Source organism: Parahoeflea alexandrii (genome assembly GCF_024105735.1).
In the GTDB taxonomy this organism is placed as follows: Bacteria; Pseudomonadota; Alphaproteobacteria; order Rhizobiales; family Rhizobiaceae; genus Hoeflea; species Hoeflea alexandrii.
The window spans coordinates 287,785-305,314 of record NZ_JAAAML010000002.1; the positions used below are offsets into that span (position 1 = coordinate 287,785).

At 63.2% G+C, this 17,530-nt stretch carries 16 protein-coding genes and 1 pseudogene; 8 read left to right on the forward strand and 9 right to left on the reverse strand.

From position 1 onward, the window contains the following. Positions 1-6 precede the first annotated feature (6 nt). The gene (locus GTW23_RS11130) at positions 7-507 is read left to right on the forward strand and encodes a hypothetical protein (RefSeq protein ID WP_252915823.1); all 501 of its coding nucleotides are present in this window, start codon (positions 7-9) and stop codon (positions 505-507) included. Here the strand turns inward: GTW23_RS11130 and GTW23_RS11135 are convergent, their stop codons facing one another. Both GTW23_RS11135 and GTW23_RS11140 read right to left on the reverse strand, forming a co-directional pair. Then, positions 508-1,155 (reverse strand): LysE family translocator, encoded by a 648-nt coding sequence (locus GTW23_RS11135; RefSeq protein ID WP_152011121.1) that lies wholly within the window; start codon positions 1,153-1,155, stop codon positions 508-510. 100 nt (positions 1,156-1,255) lie between these two features. Next, positions 1,256-2,110 carry an SDR family NAD(P)-dependent oxidoreductase gene (locus GTW23_RS11140; protein WP_252915825.1) on the reverse strand — a complete coding sequence of 285 codons (855 nt, stop codon included), beginning with the start codon at positions 2,108-2,110 and terminating at the stop codon, positions 1,256-1,258. Between the two features lie 192 nt (positions 2,111-2,302). Here GTW23_RS11140 and GTW23_RS11145 point away from each other — a divergent pair, with 192 nt between their 5' ends. After that, a complete protein-coding gene (locus GTW23_RS11145) occupies positions 2,303-3,532 on the forward strand; it encodes an argininosuccinate synthase (protein ID WP_252915826.1) in 1,230 nt (409 codons plus the stop codon). Positions 3,533-3,673: 141 nt separating this feature from the next. Further along, positions 3,674-5,725 carry a M3 family metallopeptidase gene (locus GTW23_RS11150; protein WP_252915827.1) on the forward strand — a complete coding sequence of 684 codons (2,052 nt, stop codon included), beginning with the start codon at positions 3,674-3,676 and terminating at the stop codon, positions 5,723-5,725. A gap of 33 nt (positions 5,726-5,758) precedes the next feature. Here GTW23_RS11150 and GTW23_RS11155 read toward each other — a convergent pair whose 3' ends face one another. Continuing rightward, a complete protein-coding gene (locus tag GTW23_RS11155; RefSeq protein ID WP_152011117.1) occupies positions 5,759-6,340 on the reverse strand; it encodes a VOC family protein in 582 nt (193 codons plus the stop codon). Between the two features lie 418 nt (positions 6,341-6,758). Between GTW23_RS11155 and typA the strand changes: the two genes are divergently transcribed. From typA to ppa, 4 genes are all read left to right on the forward strand, one after another. Beyond that, positions 6,759-8,585, forward strand: a complete 1,827-nt coding sequence (gene typA / locus GTW23_RS11160) for a translational GTPase TypA (RefSeq protein WP_152011116.1) — start codon at positions 6,759-6,761, stop codon at positions 8,583-8,585. Position 8,586: 1 nt separating this feature from the next. Further along, complete coding sequence (locus GTW23_RS11165; RefSeq protein WP_252915829.1) at positions 8,587-9,243, forward strand: chloramphenicol acetyltransferase; 657 nt, start codon at positions 8,587-8,589, stop codon at positions 9,241-9,243. 164 nt (positions 9,244-9,407) lie between these two features. Then, entirely contained in the window at positions 9,408-9,914 is a 507-nt protein-coding gene (locus tag GTW23_RS11170) for a GNAT family N-acetyltransferase (RefSeq protein WP_152011115.1), read from the forward strand. 202 nt (positions 9,915-10,116) lie between these two features. Next, on the forward strand, positions 10,117-10,650 hold the full coding sequence (gene ppa, locus GTW23_RS11175) for an inorganic diphosphatase (protein WP_252915830.1): 534 nt from the start codon (positions 10,117-10,119) through the stop codon (positions 10,648-10,650). A 104-nt stretch (positions 10,651-10,754) separates the two neighbouring features. On the opposite strand, the gene GTW23_RS11180 is transcribed toward ppa, so the two are convergent. Both GTW23_RS11180 and GTW23_RS11185 read right to left on the reverse strand, forming a co-directional pair. Next, positions 10,755-11,021, reverse strand: coding sequence for a DUF167 family protein (locus GTW23_RS11180; protein ID WP_252915831.1), 267 nt, complete (start codon positions 11,019-11,021; stop codon positions 10,755-10,757). A 41-nt stretch (positions 11,022-11,062) separates the two neighbouring features. Next, the gene (locus GTW23_RS11185; protein WP_152011112.1) at positions 11,063-11,353 is read right to left on the reverse strand and encodes a YggT family protein; all 291 of its coding nucleotides are present in this window, start codon (positions 11,351-11,353) and stop codon (positions 11,063-11,065) included. A gap of 188 nt (positions 11,354-11,541) precedes the next feature. Here GTW23_RS11185 and GTW23_RS11190 point away from each other — a divergent pair, with 188 nt between their 5' ends. Continuing rightward, entirely contained in the window at positions 11,542-12,843 is a 1,302-nt protein-coding gene (locus GTW23_RS11190) for an MFS transporter (protein ID WP_252915832.1), read from the forward strand. Here the strand turns inward: GTW23_RS11190 and GTW23_RS11195 are convergent. The 4 genes and pseudogenes from GTW23_RS11195 to GTW23_RS11210 all read right to left on the reverse strand — a co-directional run bounded on the left by GTW23_RS11195 (position 12,794) and on the right by GTW23_RS11210 (position 17,486). Beyond that, the gene (locus GTW23_RS11195; RefSeq protein ID WP_252915833.1) at positions 12,794-13,543 is read right to left on the reverse strand and encodes a glutamine amidotransferase; all 750 of its coding nucleotides are present in this window, start codon (positions 13,541-13,543) and stop codon (positions 12,794-12,796) included. The two genes, GTW23_RS11190 and GTW23_RS11195, sit on opposite strands and share 50 nt — an antisense overlap. After that, positions 13,530-14,015: a tellurite resistance TerB family protein gene (locus GTW23_RS11200; RefSeq protein WP_252915835.1), complete on the reverse strand. Its 486-nt coding sequence runs from the start codon at positions 14,013-14,015 to the stop codon at positions 13,530-13,532. Before GTW23_RS11200 ends, GTW23_RS11195 begins: the two co-directional genes overlap by 14 nt. Positions 14,016-14,410: 395 nt before the next feature. After that, positions 14,411-15,925, reverse strand: a pseudogene (locus GTW23_RS11205) (heme biosynthesis HemY N-terminal domain-containing protein); the annotation flags it as partial. 7 nt (positions 15,926-15,932) lie between these two features. Next, complete coding sequence (locus GTW23_RS11210; RefSeq protein WP_252915838.1) at positions 15,933-17,486, reverse strand: COG4223 family protein; 1,554 nt, start codon at positions 17,484-17,486, stop codon at positions 15,933-15,935. Positions 17,487-17,530: the final 44 nt, after the last annotated feature.

Here is a 17,530-nt window from a genome sequence, read left to right on the forward strand (position 1 = left end):
CGCCGGATGAGCGACATCCTACGCCTTCTCATCCGGATGATTGCCATCACGCTTGGCTTTTTCGCCGGATGCCTGGCGGCCGGCCTGGCCTATGCCTTTCTCGCACGCCTGGTCGTGCCCGATGATTTCGGCCGCTTCAGCGAGCTCGAACTGACGGTCACCCTGGTGGTGGGCGTCTTCGGCGTCGCCAGCCTGTTTGCCCGCGCCGTATTGCTGCCCGCCTTTGCCGTCATCGCCATATTCGAGTTCTGGCGGCGCCGCGACTGGCTCAGTTACGCACTGGCCGGCGCGGTGATTGCGCTGATGGCCACGGCCTTTCCGATGGCAACAGCAATCAGCGGCGCAACCGGCGCGGCGATCGACCCCGCCCGGATGATTGCGATCCACATGGCCTGCGGCATCATCGGCGCCAGCATCTACTGGCTTCTAACCGGGCGCAGCGCCGGGCGTTGGCTGCCGAGCGAGCGGGGAAAATCCGCAGCAGTTGTTCCCAATCCGGAAAGCTGATCAACGGCTCTGGGTCAGCAGGATCTTGACCGCGAACACCGAAAACACCGCCGCGAAGAGGTAATCCACAGCGCGCATGACCTGCGGCTTGCGCTTCAGCCAGTCAGCCAGACCGTGCGCGCCGAGCACCACCACGATCGCCACCGGCAGGGCGATGACGATGGACAGCAAGCCCAGGAAGATCAGCTTGCCGGTCACGTGCGGATCATTCACCCGGACAAATTGCGGCAGGAAGGTCATGAAGAAGATGATGACCTTGGGATTGAGCAGATTGACCCAGAAACCGTTGAGGAACGCCTTGAAGTAGGACGCATCGCTCTTGCCCTTGGCCTTGACGGCAAGCACCGAACGGTTGCGCACCGCCTGAATGGCGAGCCATAGCAGATAACCGGCGCCGCCTGTCTTCAGCACCAGGAACGCCATCGGCGAGGCGACGATCAGCGCCGAGACGCCGAAGGCCACCAGCAGCGTGTGAATGACGATCCCGAGATTGGTGCCAAGCATCGCCATCATGCCGATGGCACGCCCGTCCCGAATGGCCCGGCTCATCCAGAGCGTCATGTCTGGCCCGGGCGTGATCGCCAGCAGAAGCACGGCGAGGCTGAACGCGGCGAGGACGGGCAGTCCGGGAATGAAGTCGGTGAACATGTGGGTGATCCTGATCGGCGGAAGGCTACCTTTAGGCCTGATTCACGGACCTGCCAATTGCCAGTTTTCGATGATGGTCCACAAACCCGCCGGTGCCGGACTACTGCTTGAGGAAGGCCTTGAATCTCTCCGTCCAGTCCGGATGCCAGCGCGACAGCGGCGGCCGGTTTTCGATGATGTCGCCAGCCGTCCAGGCAATGCGCTTCTCGTCGGTTGCGCGCTCGACATCATTGTCCGGGCACAGAATGTAGAAATCGCCCTTCTCCAGGCTCTCCATCATGAAATCGACCGTCTGCTCCGCGGTCCAGGCGGCATCCGGTTTTTCGGCCCGGCCCCGTGCCGTCAAAGGCGTGTAGACAAAGCCCGGGATCAGCAGATGTGCGCTGACCCGGCAATCGGCCGTGTTGCGCAGTTCATGCTGCAACGCCTCGGTAAAGGCCTTAACGCCGGCCTTGGCGACATTGTAGGCGGGATCACCCGGCGGCGTGGTGATGCCCTGCTTGGAGCCGGTATTGATGATCATCGCCGGTTCGCCATGGGCAATCATCTTCGGTCCGAACGCCCGGCTGCCATGGATCACCCCCATCAGATTGACATTGAGTACCCTGTCCCAGTTAGCCTGGGGCCCGAACAGGCTGCTGCCGGGCTGAATGCCGGCATTGTTCATCAGAAGATGCACCCGCCCGAACCGTTCGATCACGGTCCTTTCCAGCTCTTCCACCGCCGCGAGATCGCCGACATCGGTTGTCACCGAAACGATATCCGTGGCCGGGCCGGAAGCCGCGCTTTCAACCGCCTTCCGGGCTTCAACCAGCCTGGAACTGTCGCTGTCGGCCAGAACCACGCGCATGCCGCGGCCGGCAAGGCACTTGGCCGCGGCGAGGCCGATGCCGGAGGCGGCCCCGGTGACCACCGCAACCTTGCCCCTGTCCATCACCGAGTGAAAACCAGCCATTTCCGTCCTCCCGTTCCATCACTCCGGGTTAGAGGGATAGGCTGTGCGGCGGCGGCCCGTCAAACCAATTGCCGCCTGAACCTCCGCTTGCAATGCCGCTTGACCCTTGCATGGCGCCGCAAACCCGCTAAAAGTGCCGCCAAATTCGCGGGCCCGCACGGGCCAGGGCTTCAAACCGGAAAGACTACAATCATGGCATCGCACAAGGACGTCAAGAAAGTCGTTCTCGCCTATTCGGGCGGCCTCGACACCTCGATCATTCTCAAATGGCTGCAGACCGAATTCGGCGCAGAAGTCGTCACCTTCACCGCCGACCTCGGCCAGGGCGAAGAGCTCGAGCCGGCGCGCAAGAAGGCCGAGATGCTCGGCATCCCCGACAAGAACATCTACATCGAGGATGTCCGTGAGGAATTTGTCCGCGACTTCGTTTTCCCGATGTTCCGCGCCAATGCCGTCTATGAAGGCGTCTATCTGCTCGGCACCTCGATTGCCCGCCCGCTGATCTCCAAGCGGCTGGTGGAAATCGCCCGCGAGACCGGCGCCGATGCGATTGCCCACGGCGCCACCGGCAAGGGCAATGACCAGATCCGCTTCGAGCTCTCGGCATACGCGCTCAACCCGGATATCAAGATCATCGCGCCCTGGCGCGACTGGTCGTTCAAGAGCCGCACCGACCTGATCAAGTTTGCCGAGGCGCACCAGATCCCGGTCGCCAAGGACAAGATGGGCGAAGCCCCGTTCTCGGTCGACGCCAACCTGCTGCATTCCTCCTCGGAGGGCAAGGTGCTGGAAGATCCGGCCGTCGAAGCGCCCGAATACGTGCATATGCGCACGATTTCGCCGGAATCCGCCCCCGACAAGGCCACCATCATCAAGATCGGCTTCGAGAAGGGCGACGCAGTTTCCATCAACGGCGTCCGCATGAGCCCGGCGACCATTCTCGCCGAACTCAACAATTACGGCCGCGACAACGGCATCGGCCGGCTCGACCTGGTCGAAAACCGCTTTGTCGGCATGAAGTCGCGCGGCGTCTACGAGACTCCCGGCGGCACCATCCTGCTCACCGCCCATCGGGCGATGGAATCGATCACGCTCGACCGCGGCGCTGCCCATCTCAAGGACGAGCTGATGCCGCGCTACGCGGAGCTGATCTATTTCGGCTTCTGGTTCTCGCCCGAGCGCGAGATGCTGCAGGCGGCGATCGACCAGAGCCAGAAGCATGTCGAAGGCGAAGTCACGCTCAAGCTCTACAAGGGCAATGTGATGGTCACCGGCCGCGAAAGCGACAAGTCGCTCTATTCCGATGCGCTCGTCACCTTCGAGGACGACCGCGGCGCCTATGACCAGAAGGATGCGGAAGGCTTCATCCGTTTGAACGCGCTTCGCCTGCGAACCCTGGCTGCGCGCGACCGCAAGAACTGATCCGGCAGATATTTCAAGAAAAGGGCGGGGCCAGCGATGGCTCCGCCCTTTTCATGTCCGTACTGCGTTCCCCGCACGCCGCGACGCCTTGTCCAACACGTCCTGCGAGCCTACATGGGGCAGCATGACAAGGAGCCTTTCATGACCGCATCCGCATCCCCCGTTTTTGACTGGAACGCCCCCCTCGGCCTGCCCGAATTCGACAAAATCGCCGTTGCGGATTTCGCCCCCGCCTTCGAGATTGCCCTCGCCGAGCACGATGCGGAAATCGAGGCCATCGCCGGAAACGCGGAAGCGCCCGATTTCAACAATACGCTGGTGGCGCTGGAGCTTGCGGGCGACAAGCTGTCGAGGGTCTCCTCGCTGTTCTGGAACCGGGCCGGAACCGACACCAACGATGTGATCCAGGCGCTCGAGCGCGAAATCGCGCCGCGCATGTCGCGGCATTACTCGAAGATCGCCATGAATCGCGCCCTGTTCGAGCGCATCGACAGCCTCTACCGGCAACGCGAACAGCTGGGCCTGACGCCGGAGCAGGATCGCCTGCTTGAGCGGGTCTGGAAATCCTTCATCAAGTCCGGCGCAGGCCTCGATGAGGCCGGACAGAAGCGCCTGGCCGAAGTCGGCGAGACGCTGGCCGGTCTCGGCGCCCGTTTCGGCCAGAACGTGCTGGCCGACGAGAAGGACTGGCTCATGCTGCTCGATGACGGCGCCGATCTCGACGGTCTGTCCGACGATCTGCGCGCCGCCATGGCAGCCGTTGCCGAGGACCTCGGTCACAAGGGCAAATATGCCGTGACCCTCTCACGGTCGATCATCGAGCCGTTCCTCACATCCAGCGAGAGGCGGGACCTGCGCGAAACCGCCTTCAGGGCCTGGATTGCCCGCGGCGCCAATGGCGGGGAGACCGACAATGCCGCGCTGATCTCCGAGATCATCGCGCTGCGCGCGGAAAAGGCCAGCCTCCTGGGGTATGAAAGCTACGCCGCCTACAAGCTCGACGACACCATGGCCAAGACCCCGGATGCCGTGGAAGCGCTGCTCGGCGACGTCTGGGCGCGTGCCGTCGAGCGTGCCGATGACGATCGCAGTGAGCTGGCCAAGCTGATTGTGGAAGAGGGGGGCAACCATGACGTCGCGGCCTGGGACTGGCGTCACTACGCCGAAAAGCTCAAGTCCCGCCGCTTTGACTTCTCCGCTGCCGAACTCAAGCCCTATTTCCCGCTCGACCAGATGATCGAGGCCTGTTTCGACGTTGCAAACCGGCTCTTTGGCATCACCATGACCGAACGCAAGGACATTCGCGGCCCGCACCCTGATGCCCGCGTCTTCGAGGTCCGCGATTCCGCCGGGGACATCATTGCCACCTTCATCGCCGATTACTTTGCCCGCCCCTCCAAGCGCTCCGGCGCCTGGATGAGCGGCATGCGCAGCCAGCACAAGCTCGATATGCCCGACGGCTCGAAGGGCGAAAAGCCGATCATCACCAACGTGATGAACTTCGCCAAGCCGGCGGCCGGTCAAAAGGCGCTGCTGTCGCTTGATGACGCACGCACCCTGTTTCACGAGTTCGGCCACGCCCTGCACGGCATGCTCTCGGACGTGACCTATCCGTCACTTTCGGGCACCTCTGTCAGCCGCGACTTCGTCGAACTGCCATCGCAGCTCTACGAGCACTGGCTGACAGTGCCCGAAATCCTCGAAAAGCACGCCCGCCACTACAAGACCAATGAGCCGATCCCACGGGCGCTGCTCGACAAGGTGCTGGCGGCACAGACCTTCAATGCAGGCTTCGGTGCGGTCGAATTCACCGCTTCCGCTCTGGTCGACATGGCCTGGCACACCGCAGGTGAAAAGGCCGATCCGGCAACATTCGAGGCTGAAACCCTGAAGAAACTCGGCATGCCCGAGGCGATCGTCATGCGTCACGCCAGCCCGCATTTCCTGCATGTGTTCTCCGGCGAAGGCTATTCGGCCGGCTATTACTCCTACATGTGGTCGGAAGTGCTCGATGCGGACGCGTTCGCGGCCTTCGAGGAAACCGGCGATCCGTTTGACGCCGGCATGGCCGAGAAGCTGCGCGCCAACATCTATTCAGCCGGCGGATCGCGCGATCCGGCCGATCTCTACGAGGCGTTCCGCGGCCGCATGCCCGATGCCACGGCTATGCTGGAAAAACGCGGGCTCGCCTGACCGATCACCAATGCTCCGGCGCCGCGGGAGCCCTCAGTAGGCCTTTTTCGGCGTCCGGTCGTCCGACAGCGAGCGCTGGGTGCGCGTGACGATCGCTTCGATCGCGTCGGCGAGATGGATCTCGGCGATGTTGTAGTCGCCGCGTTCGACCCGGATCTTGTGCGCCTCGACGAAGACCTCGGCGTAGCTTACGCCGGCCGGCGGCTCGAACCGGTAGGCGGCAAGCTCGATCAGGAAGCCCAGCGGATCGGTGAAATAGATCGAATCCATGAAGCCCCGGTCCTTGACGCCGCTGTGCTTGATTCCGCGCTCATCCAGCCGCTCGACGGCTTGCGAGAAGGTCGCCTTCGACACGTTGATGGCGAGGTGATGCACCGCGCCGGGCTCGGTCGAGGTCCGCTTTGGATCGGGCTTGCGGTCCTCGCTGGTGAAGATGGTGATCAGCCGGCCATCACCCGGGTCGAAATAGAGGTGGCTTTCAGAGGCACTGTCCAGATTGGGTTGCTCGAAGACAAAAGGCATGCCGAGCACCCCTTCCCAGAAATCGATCGAGGTCTGCCGGTCCGCTCCCACCAGCGTGATGTGATGGATTCCCTGTGCCTGCAATTTGCGCATCTTGATCTCCCGCTTCCATACTCATCCAAAAACAATAGCAAACGGCAGCCGAACGGCAAAACATCGGCCGGGAAACAGAGCGTCAACCCACCATCACCAACGCGGCGACAGGTTTACCGAATGGCCGATATCGACGACGGCGCACGACATGTCCCAAACCGATGAACCGCGAGGACCAGGAGCTCTGGGCCATCACCCTGGATCCGGTCCGTACTGCCCCATTGCTTGTTTCGATCCCGGTACGATATGTTCAAGAACTGCGCTTTGTGCCCTTCTCTCGGTCCATTAAGGCTGTCCGGCAAAGATATCTTTCGCAACCGCAAAAAAACCTGTATAAGCCGCGCAAAGTCCGGCATTTGCCGGCCCGCGCCGGATCATGGTCCGGCGTTTTTGTATTCTCCAGAATGAGACCTGACCCATGTCCCTGCGCAATATTGCGATCATCGCCCACGTTGACCATGGCAAGACCACGCTTGTCGACGAACTCCTGAAGCAGTCCGGTGTCTATCGCGAAAACGAACGCGTTCAGGAACGCGCCATGGATTCCGGCGACATCGAGAAGGAGCGCGGCATCACCATTCTCGCCAAGGCCACCTCGGTGGAATGGAAGGGCAACCGCATCAACATCGTCGATACCCCTGGCCACGCCGACTTCGGCGGCGAGGTCGAGCGTATCCTGTCGATGGTGGACGGCGCCATCGTGCTGGTTGACGCCGCCGAAGGCCCGATGCCGCAGACCAAGTTTGTGGTCGGCAAGGCGCTCAAGGTCGGGCTGCGCCCGATCGTCGCCATCAACAAGATCGACCGCCCCGACGCCCGGGTGGACGAGGTCATCAACGAGGTCTTCGACCTGTTTGCAGCACTCGACGCCACCGACGAACAGCTCGACTTCCCGATTCTCTACGGTTCGGGCCGCAATGGCTGGATGTCGGCTGGCCCTGATCGCCCCGAAGACGGCGGATCGCTCGAGCCGATGTTCGATCTGGTTCTTGAGCACTGCCCGGAGCCCACCGTGGCCGAAGGCCCGTTCCGCATGATCGGTACGATTCTTGAAGCCAACCCGTTCCTCGGCCGTATCATCACCGGCCGCATTCATTCCGGCTCGATCAAGCCGAACCAGGCCGTCAAGGTGCTCAATGGCGAGGGCAAGCTGGTCGAGAACGGCCGCATCTCCAAGATCCTCGCGTTCCGCGGCCTCGAGCGCCAGCCGGTCGAGGAAGCCCATGCCGGCGACATCGTCGCCATTGCCGGCCTGTCAAAGGGCACCGTCGCCGACACCTTCTGCGATCCTGCCGTTACCGAGCCACTGACCGCACAGCCGATCGACCCGCCGACCGTGACCATGACCTTCCTGGTCAATGATTCGCCGCTGGCCGGCACCGAGGGCGACAAGGTTACAAGCCGCGTCATCCGCGACCGCCTGCTCAAGGAAGCCGAAGGCAACGTGGCGCTGAAGATCGAAGAGTCGGAAGGCAAGGATTCCTTCTACGTCTCCGGCCGCGGCGAACTGCAGCTCGCCGTGCTCATCGAGACCATGCGCCGCGAAGGCTTCGAGCTTGCCGTGTCGCGTCCACGCGTCGTCATGCACAAGGACGAAAGCGGCACCCTGATGGAGCCGATCGAAGAGGTCGTCATCGACGTTGACGAGGAGCATTCCGGCGTCGTCGTGCAGAAGATGTCCGAGCGCAAGGCAGAGATGACCGAACTGCGCCCGTCGGGCGGCAACCGCGTGCGTCTGGTCTTCCATGCCCCGACCCGCGGCCTGATCGGCTACCAGTCGGAGCTTCTGACCGACACCCGCGGCACCGCCGTGATGAACCGGCTGTTCCATGACTACCAGTCCTACAAGGGCGAAATCGGCGGCCGCAACAACGGCGTTCTGCTGTCCAACCAGTCCGGCGAAGCCGTTGCCTATGCGATGTTCAACCTCGAAGACCGTGGCCCGATGATCATCGAGCCTGGCGACAAGGTCTACATGGGCATGATCATCGGCATTCATACCCGTGACAATGATCTGGAAGTGAACGTTCTCAAGGGCAAACAGCTCACCAACATCCGCTCTGCCGGCAAGGATGAGGCCGTCAAGCTGACGCCGCCGATCCGCATGACGCTGGACCGCGCACTGTCCTGGATCCAGGACGACGAGCTGATGGAAGTAACGCCGAAGTCGATCCGCCTGCGCAAGCGTTATCTCGACGCCAATGACCGCAAGCGCTTCGGCAAGGCCGGCGCCAACGCCGCCTGATATGGCATCCGGTATATCAGCAGCACGCGAAATCGATCTTGCGACCTGGTCACGGGCCGGACAGTTCCACCTGTTCCGGACCTATGACCGGCCGCATTTCGCCACAACCGCCCGTGTCGATGTCACCGCGCTGATGACCCGCGGCAAGCCGCAGGGCGTCTCGCCCTACCGGGCTTTCATCCATGCAATCGGCGCCGGCGTGCATGCCGTTCCGGCTTTGAAGATGCGCTTTGAGGGTGACCGCGTGCTGGAATATGGCGAGATCTCGCTGTCGGCCACGGTCCCGCGTCCCGGCGACACATTCGGCTACGCCTACATTCCCTATATCGAGGACTGGGACAGTTTCGATGAAAGCTGCAAGGCGATCATCGAGGAAACCACCAGGGGCGCCGATCTCGGCGCCAACACCGGCCAGCGCTTCGATCTTGCCTATCTCTCTTGCCTGCCGTGGATCGATTTCACCGCGCTCGACAACGCGCTTCCAGGACCGGATGACTGCATTCCGCGCTTCTCCTGGGGCAAATTCGTCGAGGCATCGGATGGGCGCTGGAGTTGCCCGGTCGCCGTCCAGGTCCATCATGCGCTGGTGGACGGTCTGCAGGTCGGCCAGTTCTTCGAAGCCACGCAAAAGAGCCTCGACCGCTTCGCCTCAATCTGAACGGCCCGGACAAACACTGGCCTCAGGGTGGCGGCGGCTCTTGCATATTTCGTTAACAAACGGTTAACTCAACTCACGCCGTCCACAAAACAATGCTGTGGGCTAAGACCGGAGCAGATCGTCTGTACCTTCTTCGGACACACCATGAACGGTAGTGTGAGCGCATGAGCACGTTAACAATCGACATCCGGCATGCCGAGCCCGAAGATGCAGTCGCCATCGCGGCCACCCATCGCGCGGCCTGGAGCCATGCCTATTCCGGCATCCTGCCCTACAAGGCACTGCGCCACATGCTGGAGCGCCGCGATATCGGTTGGTGGCAGCGCGCCGTGCGCGGTTCCACATCCATCCTGGTGCTCGATGTCGGCGGCACGGTGGCCGGTTACGCCACACTCGGGCTCAACCGCGCGCGCTCGCTGCCTCAGGAAGGCGAGATCTACGAGCTCTATCTCAAGCCCGAATTCCAGGGTGTGGGCCTGGGCAAGCGCCTCTTCACCGAAGCCCGCCAGCTGCTGGATTCGCTTGGCTGCAAGGGCGTCGTTGTCTGGTGTCTGGAAGACAATCACGCCGCCGTCGAGTTCTATCGCTTCCAGGGCGGCCGCGACGTGGCCGAAGGCCACGAGACATTCGACGGAAAGAGCCTCAAGAAACTGGCCTTCGTCTGGTCCTGAAGCCGGTCTGAGGGCCAAACACTCCAAAAGTCCTGTTGCACCGGACCGGCTTTGGCTTTAATTCCGGAGCCGTCCGAAGCCGCGCGCCTTTGCCTGATCCAGGTTGGCGCAGGGATGCGACGGGCCCCGAATTGAAGCATGCCCGTTCAGCTCACCTCCCACCCGGGCACGGCATGCACCACATATCCGCATTGGAGCGATCATGCGCATAGACGCCATCAGCATCGGCGACAAGCCGCCACACGACGTCAACGTGATCATCGAGGTGCCGGTTGGCGGCCAGCCGATCAAGTACGAGATGGACAAGGAAGCAGGCACCCTGGTTGTCGACCGCTTTCTCTACACACCGATGACCTATCCGGGCAATTACGGTTTCGTGCCCCACACACTGTCCGACGACGGTGACCCGATCGACGTTCTGGTCTGCAATACGAGGCCGCTGATTCCCGGTTGCGTCATCAATGTCCGTCCGATCGGTGTTCTGATCATGGAAGACAATGCCGGTCAGGACGAGAAGATCATCGCCGTCCCGTCGACGCATCTCACCAAGCGCTATGAAGGTGTCAACGACTACACCGACATGCCGGACATCACGCTGCAGCAGATCGAGCACTTCTTCGAGCACTACAAGGATCTCGAACCCGGAAAATGGGTCAAGATCGGCGGCTGGCGCGATGCCGAAGTCGCCCGCCAGCTGATTTCGGAAGCGATTGACCGGGCCAAGGCCAAGGGCTGATCCTCCGCACCGACCGGCACCCGGTTCAGATGCCGGGTCTGGTCCCATTCAAGATTGACAGAGCTTTGCGCCACCCGTCCACCGGATGGGTGGCGCGATCCGTTTCAGCCGCTCAGTGCCTGGATCTGTTCGATGATCGCGTCCGGGTCCGCACTGATGCGGATGGTCTTTGACCGGCTCGTTTCCCCCGCGACGACCCCTACCGCGGTCTTGCCGATTTTCAGATGCTTGGCGATCAGTTTTTCAACCGCGCGGTTGGCCTTGTTGTTCTCCGCCACCGCCCGGACCCGGGCCTTGAGCCGAACCACGCCGGCCGCATCCTCGATCAGGCCGTCGATCCGGTCGACCGAAGCCGCCGGCGTCAATCGCACCGACAGGTCTACCCACGTCTCGCCGGGCCGGTACCAGTTGCTCAGAAGAACATCGGCGCGATCGAGGTCGCGATGAAGGTGCGCACGAAGAAGATCGCGATCAGCAACACGATTGGCGAGATATCAAGCCCGCCAAGATCCGGCATGATGCGGCGGATCGGTCTCAGAGCAGGTTCGGTGGCCTTGTAGAGAAACTCGCCGATCATGCCGACGAAGCGGTTGTTGGCGTTGATCACGTTGAAAGCGTAGAGCCAGGAGAAGATGGCGCTGGCGATGATGATCCAGGTGTAGAGGCCCAGCACCATGTCGATGGTTGAAAAGACTGCAATCATGAGGTTCTCCGGCTGTTCTTCGCGTGACCGACATGTAGACACTCCAAGCCCGAGCGGCAAGGGCGCGGCGGTGCCTATGATCCGGCACGGTTAAGGCCGGACCGGCCACTCAAGAGACGGGGGCACAAGACGGTGGCACGAACCGGTTGCTCGTGTATAGCTCAGCCAGCTCAAACCGGACAGACACAATGCAAGCTCCAGCCCTGTCGGACGACAGATACGCCGCCTTTCGCCATCGCGCTTTCACGCTCTATTTCGCAGCCCGTTTCCTGTCGACATTCGGTCTGCAGATCATCAGCGTCTCGGTCGGCTGGCAGATCTACGATCTGACCCGCGATCCCTTCGATCTCGGCCTGGTCGGCCTGATCCAGTTTCTCCCGGCGCTGGTGCTGATCCTGTTTACCGGTGCTGCCGCTGACCGCTACGGCCGCCGCACCATCATGCTGATCTGCGAAATCATCATCGGGTTTTCGGCGCTGGCACTGGTGTTTTTCGCCTGGCGCGGCCTCGTATCTCCATTGCCGATCTTTGCTGTGCTGCTGGTGATAGGCATTTCGCGGGCGTTTTTCGCGCCCGCCTCGCAGTCACTTGCGCCCAACCTTGTGCCGGCAAAAGACCTGCCAAATGCGATTGCCTGGAACTCGACCTCCTGGCAGACCGCCACCATCGTCGGCCCGGTCGCCGGCGGCCTGCTCTACGGCCTGGGCGCAACCGTGCCCTACCTGACCGCCTGCTTCTTCTTCGCCACGGCTATCATCGCCATCGCGCTGGTGCCGCCACCGTTGCAGCGCTCGCGCGGCGAGGGCCAGAGCTGGAAGACGCTGGTGGCAGGCTTCAGCTATGTCCGCAACCAGAAGATCGTTCTGGGTGCCATCTCTCTCGACATGTTCGCCGTTCTGCTGGGCGGCGCCATCGCCCTGATGCCGGTTTTTGCCCGCGACGTGCTTGATCTCGGGCCCTGGGGTCTCGGCCTGTTGCGCGCCAGCCCCGGTATCGGCGCCATCGGCATGGCGATCTATCTGGCGTCACGACCAATCCGCAGGCATGCCGGGCGCGCCATGTTCATTGCCGTCGGTGTGTTCGGCGCCGCAACGGTGGTGTTCGGCCTGTCGAAATCCCTGCCGCTGACCATGGTCGCGCTGATCGTCATGGGTGCGTCCGATATGATTTCGGTCTATGTCCGCCAGAGCCTGGTGCAACTGTGGACGCCGGATGATCTGCGCGGCCGCGTCAGCGCGGTCAACATGGTCTTCATCGGCGCCTCCAACGAACTCGGCGAATTCCGCGCCGGCGTCATGGCGTCGTTGATCGGTCCGATTGCTGCAGTGGTCATCGGTGGCGCAGGAACGCTCGCCGTGGCACTTGCCTGGAGCATCGGCTTCCCGCAGCTGCGCCAGATCCAGTCGCTCGACCGTGACGCCGAAGAGAGCCGGGCAGCGCTCAAGGCTGATTTGGAACGGCAGGAAAAATCCGGTCCAGGAACTGCTTGAGCCATTCCAGCAGCGCCGCGTCGTGCACCAGCCGTCCCGCCAGGTGCTCACGCCCCTGCTGGGCGCCGGGGAGGACGAAACGATGCGCGCCGCGGACCGCCCAGCGGTGCATCATCGCCAGCGTCAGCTCCGCGTGGAACTGGATCGCCCAGGCATTGGCGCCATATCGGAACGCCTGATTGGGGTAGACATCGGCGGTCGCCAGCAGTTCCGCGCCCCGCGGCAGGTCGAAGCCCTCGCGGTGGAACTGGTAGACCATGGATGGCCAGTCCATCATTTCCCGGCCAGCCGGTGTCGCTTCCAGCCCGTACCAGCCGATTTCCACGGCGCCATCCTCTCGTCCGGCCACCCGGCCGCCAAGATGATTGACCAGGATCTGTGCACCAAGGCAGATTCCGAGATAGGGCTTGCCGGATTTCAACACTATATCCATGAAGCGGGTTTCGCGGTGGATGCCCTCGTCGGCATCATTGGCGCTCATCGGCCCGCCGAACACCACCACCCCCGCATGCGCGTCAAGCGTGGTGGGCAGCGGATCGCCCAGCACCGGACGCCGAATGTCGGCGGCGTACCCCATCAGCGACAGCAGGTGCCCGACACGGCCGGAACTCGAGCTTTCCTGGTGCAGGATGATCAGGATACAGCCCGACCTGGACCCGGGCCGGAAACCGGCAACCGGTCGCCCTCTAGCTGCCGTCACCGGCGGCCTCTCCGTCATCAATCCCCGCGGCGGCAAGGGCCCGCTGGCGCGCAAGCACCCGGTCCCGGTTCGACACCCCCATCAGGTCGGCGATCCGCCAGACCACGTGGTCTTCCAGTTCATGCCGGTATCCGTCCGCATAGGCGAGGTTCCACAAAAGCTCGATGAAACGAATCTTCGCTTCGGGTTCCAGCGAGCGGTTGAGGATGCTGGTGAACTGATAGAGGTCCACCGCCTCGCGGTCCGCTTCCTCACCGGCTTCGATCAGCTCCCGCAGATCCGCGCCACTCACACCGTATTCCTGGATGATCAGCGCCTTGAGCTTGTCGGACTCGACGTCATCGACAACCCCGTCCGCCCCGATAACGTGGAAGAACAGGGCCACCGCGGCCACGTCGGGGTTGTTCGCATCAGGCTTTGTTCGCCCTTCATCACGCAGACCACCCAGAAAGGCACGTATCTGATCAAGCATTCATTTTCCTCTTCAAGGCCAAATCAGAACAGCCGGAACCGGCCCGGCTTCTCAGGTTCGGCGTTAACATCAATCCCGGGATCATCGGGTCGATGGGTCAGAAAGGCCTCTTCCCTTGCCCGGGCCTCTGCCTCGGGATCAGGTTTGGCAGGCTTCTGTTCCAGCTTCTCCTTCTCCGGCTTCGGTTCATCCGTGGCAGCCTCAGCCGCCCGGTCCGGGCCCGCCGAAGCGACGCTTTTCATCTCCTCGGTCTTGCCCGGCACCGAACCGGTCTTCGCACTTGAATTGGTATCCGCTTCAGCGTCCTTCGCGGCAGGAACAGGCACAGGCTTTGTCGCATCAACCGGAGACGTCCTTGTATCGGAAACCGCTTCGGCTTCGATTATCACTGCCTGCTTCGGTTCGGGTTCGGCAGGGTTGTCTGGCTTGCCCGGTTTCTCGTCCTTTCCGGCCGAAGACGATTGCGATACTGCCGGTGCTTCCGGCTTGGCGGCAGCAGGGTCGGCATCCGGCGCTCGGCGCTGACCCTCGCTGGCGGTCGCGCTGACTGGCGGCAGACTTGCCATCGCCTGGTCAAAGGCGCGCGCCGGCGGCTCGTTGTCGAGGCTCGGTCCTGCCAGTTGCTCCACCGGGACCTTCCATTCGAAGGCATCGAGCTTGCCGCTTATCGGCGACACCGGTTCCCAGGTTTCCGACACATAGCCATCCGCTGTCCAGGCCGGATCCCGCGGTGCGCGCACCGCCTGGCTGAGCCAGTGGCGGACACGGCCCTGATCACCGGTTTCGGCTTCCTCGATATCAGCGAGCAGCAGATAGATGCCCTCGCTCGGCTGCAGCCGTGCAGCGGCTTCCGCCTTTTCCCGCGCCAGATCATAGCGTCGTGCTTCCAGCGCGGCCCTTGCAACCACATCGAAGGACTGAGGATTGAGCGGCTTGAGCTTTTCCAGCCTTTCGGCGCGCTTGAGCCGGTCGGCGGCCGTGTCGCCCATCCGTGCCCGCACATAGGCTTCGGCGAGTTCCGGGTGCGGACTGGCCTTCCAGGCACCTTCCAGAACCTTGGCGGCCTTGCGCAGATTGTCCTGCCGCAGCAGCGCCTTGGTCGCAACAACCGCCGCGGGCGCAAACGCCGGCGCAAGTTTCAATGCATTGAGCGCATCGTCCCGCGCCGAGGACGGATCGCTGTCGACACGATCGCGTGCCCGGGCAGTCAGCAGAACGGCCTTGGTGCGGTCTGCGGCAGCCGCCTCGATGGTGCCAGCCTCGCGCTGGCGGTCGAGCAGCTGCAATGCCTCATCCCACTTGCCTTCCCGCGTCCGGTAGGACAGCGCCGCCGCACCCGCCCAAGGCAGCTGCGGCGCCTGTTCGGCGGCGGTTTCGGCATAATGCTGGGCAGCCTCGTCAGCGCCCTGGCGCTGAGCCTCGAGGTAGAGTCCACGCAGACCGAGAAGTTTTGTCTCCGGATCCTCGGCCATGGCTTCGAACAGCTTGCGTGCTTCCTCGTGGTGACCCTCGATCAGCGCCGCCTGGACATCAAGCAGGTGAATCAGCGGCTCCTGGTCGGCCTTCAGCAGCCCCTTGGTGCGCTTGTTCATCTTGCGCGCGGTGACGGCGTCACCGGCACCGGCTGCAAGCAGCCCTGTGGACAGGGCCTGATAGCCGCGATCACGCTTGTTGGCCCGGAAGTAGCGGGCAACCGTGCGCGGCGAATAGATGATGGTGCGGATCAACCACCAGCTGATCATGATGGCCGCAATCAGCGAAACGATCATGGTGACCGCCGCCATCAGCGACATTTCAATTTCACGCCCTTCCCAATTCAGTGTCAAATCGCCGGGACGATCTGCAAGCCAGGCAAAGCCGAAACCGAGAACCAGGACCAGGACAACGAAGAATAACAACCGGATCATCATGGATCTCCTAGTTGGCCGGTGCGGCGGAGGATGACGCGGCGGAACCGGCGGACGGCGCCATGGCGGCGGCGATCAGCTTTTCCGAGCGCGCACGGGCAGCCAGCGCGTCGCTGTAGTCTGCGGTGGCCGCGCGGGAGGCCTCGGGCAGCGTGTTCCATTCGGCCAGGGCAGCATCGAGATCGCCGTTGAGCAGCCGCGCTTCGGCACGGGCAACGATGGCCTCGGCGCTGTCACCCTCGACATCGCCGACCCTGCGCACCTTGACCACCGACATCGCGCTCGACATCAACCGGTCGACGAGCCCGGCCTCGGGATCACCCGGATCGGCCGCGGCAATAGCCTCGCTCGCGGCATCGGAAAACCCGGCCACAAGTGTGGCGCGGCTGGGAACACCGCGTGCGGCCAGATCCCGCAATTCGGCCACCGCCGGATCCTCCGGGGCGACCGAAGCGAAGGCCTCGAGTTCGCTCATGAAAGACCCGCCGCGGTCGATCGCCGACTTGAGGCCGGCAGCGGCGATGGCGCGCGCCAGGTCTATCTGCCGCGAAGGCGCGTCGAGCTGGGTCGACAGCTCCTGCTGACCCTGCTCGAGGTCGGTGATCTTGCCCGTCAGCATGTCGGCACTGGACTGCAACTCGGCAATTGCAGCCTGGAGCCCGCCCTGCGCCGCCCGCAATTCATTCATCTGCGCGGCAAGTTCGGGGTCCGCACCGGCGGTATTTCCATCGCCGAGCCCGGCGATCCTGCCTTCGAGGCCCGCAAGCCGGTCTTCGAGTGCGGCAAGCACCGCCGGATCGCCACTTTCGCCGCCGCTGCTCGTGCCTGCCTCCGCAAGATCGGCCTCAAGCCTGTCGAGGCGGTCGGTGACCTCGACTGGGATCGCGGAACCACTCTGCGATCCGGACTCCGAGACCTGCTGTGTCAGGGCGTCGAGCCGGTCGGAAAGTGTGTCCACCTGCGAGACCACCGGCGCCACCGGATCGCTGCTGCCCACACCCGGTGCCGGCAGAAACCCGCCCGCCTGCAGCGCGTAAGCGCCACCTAGAGCGATCACGGCACCCAGCACGCCCGAGACGACCATGCCGAGACCGCCGCCGCTTCTGGCTGGCGCTGCGGCAGGTTTGGCGCCGGCCGCGCTGGCGGTTGCGCCACCAGCCGGTTTCGGCTTGCTGTCTTCGGTTTTTGCATCCTTCGGGTCCGATGCCTTGGCCGAGCCCGTCGTTGCGCCGGCCTGCGTCGCTGCTTCGGGCTTAGATCCGATCTTTGGATCCGGCGCCGTCTTGGACGGGCTGTCGGTCTTCGCCGATGCCGATGAGGTTGCCGGGCCTGCAGCTTCCGCGGACTTGCTCCCTGTAATCCCGCTCCCTGTATTCCCACTCTCGGTCTTGCCGGCCTCGGTCTTCTCCGGCTGTGCCGGATCCGGCGTCCGGGCAACGGAAGGCCCGGTGGCCGATGACTTAGCCTTGGGCTCCTCGCTCTTCGGCGTCACATCGGTGGCGTCGAGATCGATGGTCACTGGTTTCGGCGATTTGGAGTGTCGCGGGGTGGGGCCCTTGCTCATGGCGTCTCCTGCAGGGTTGGCGCGGTTGATCTTGCGCATTCTTT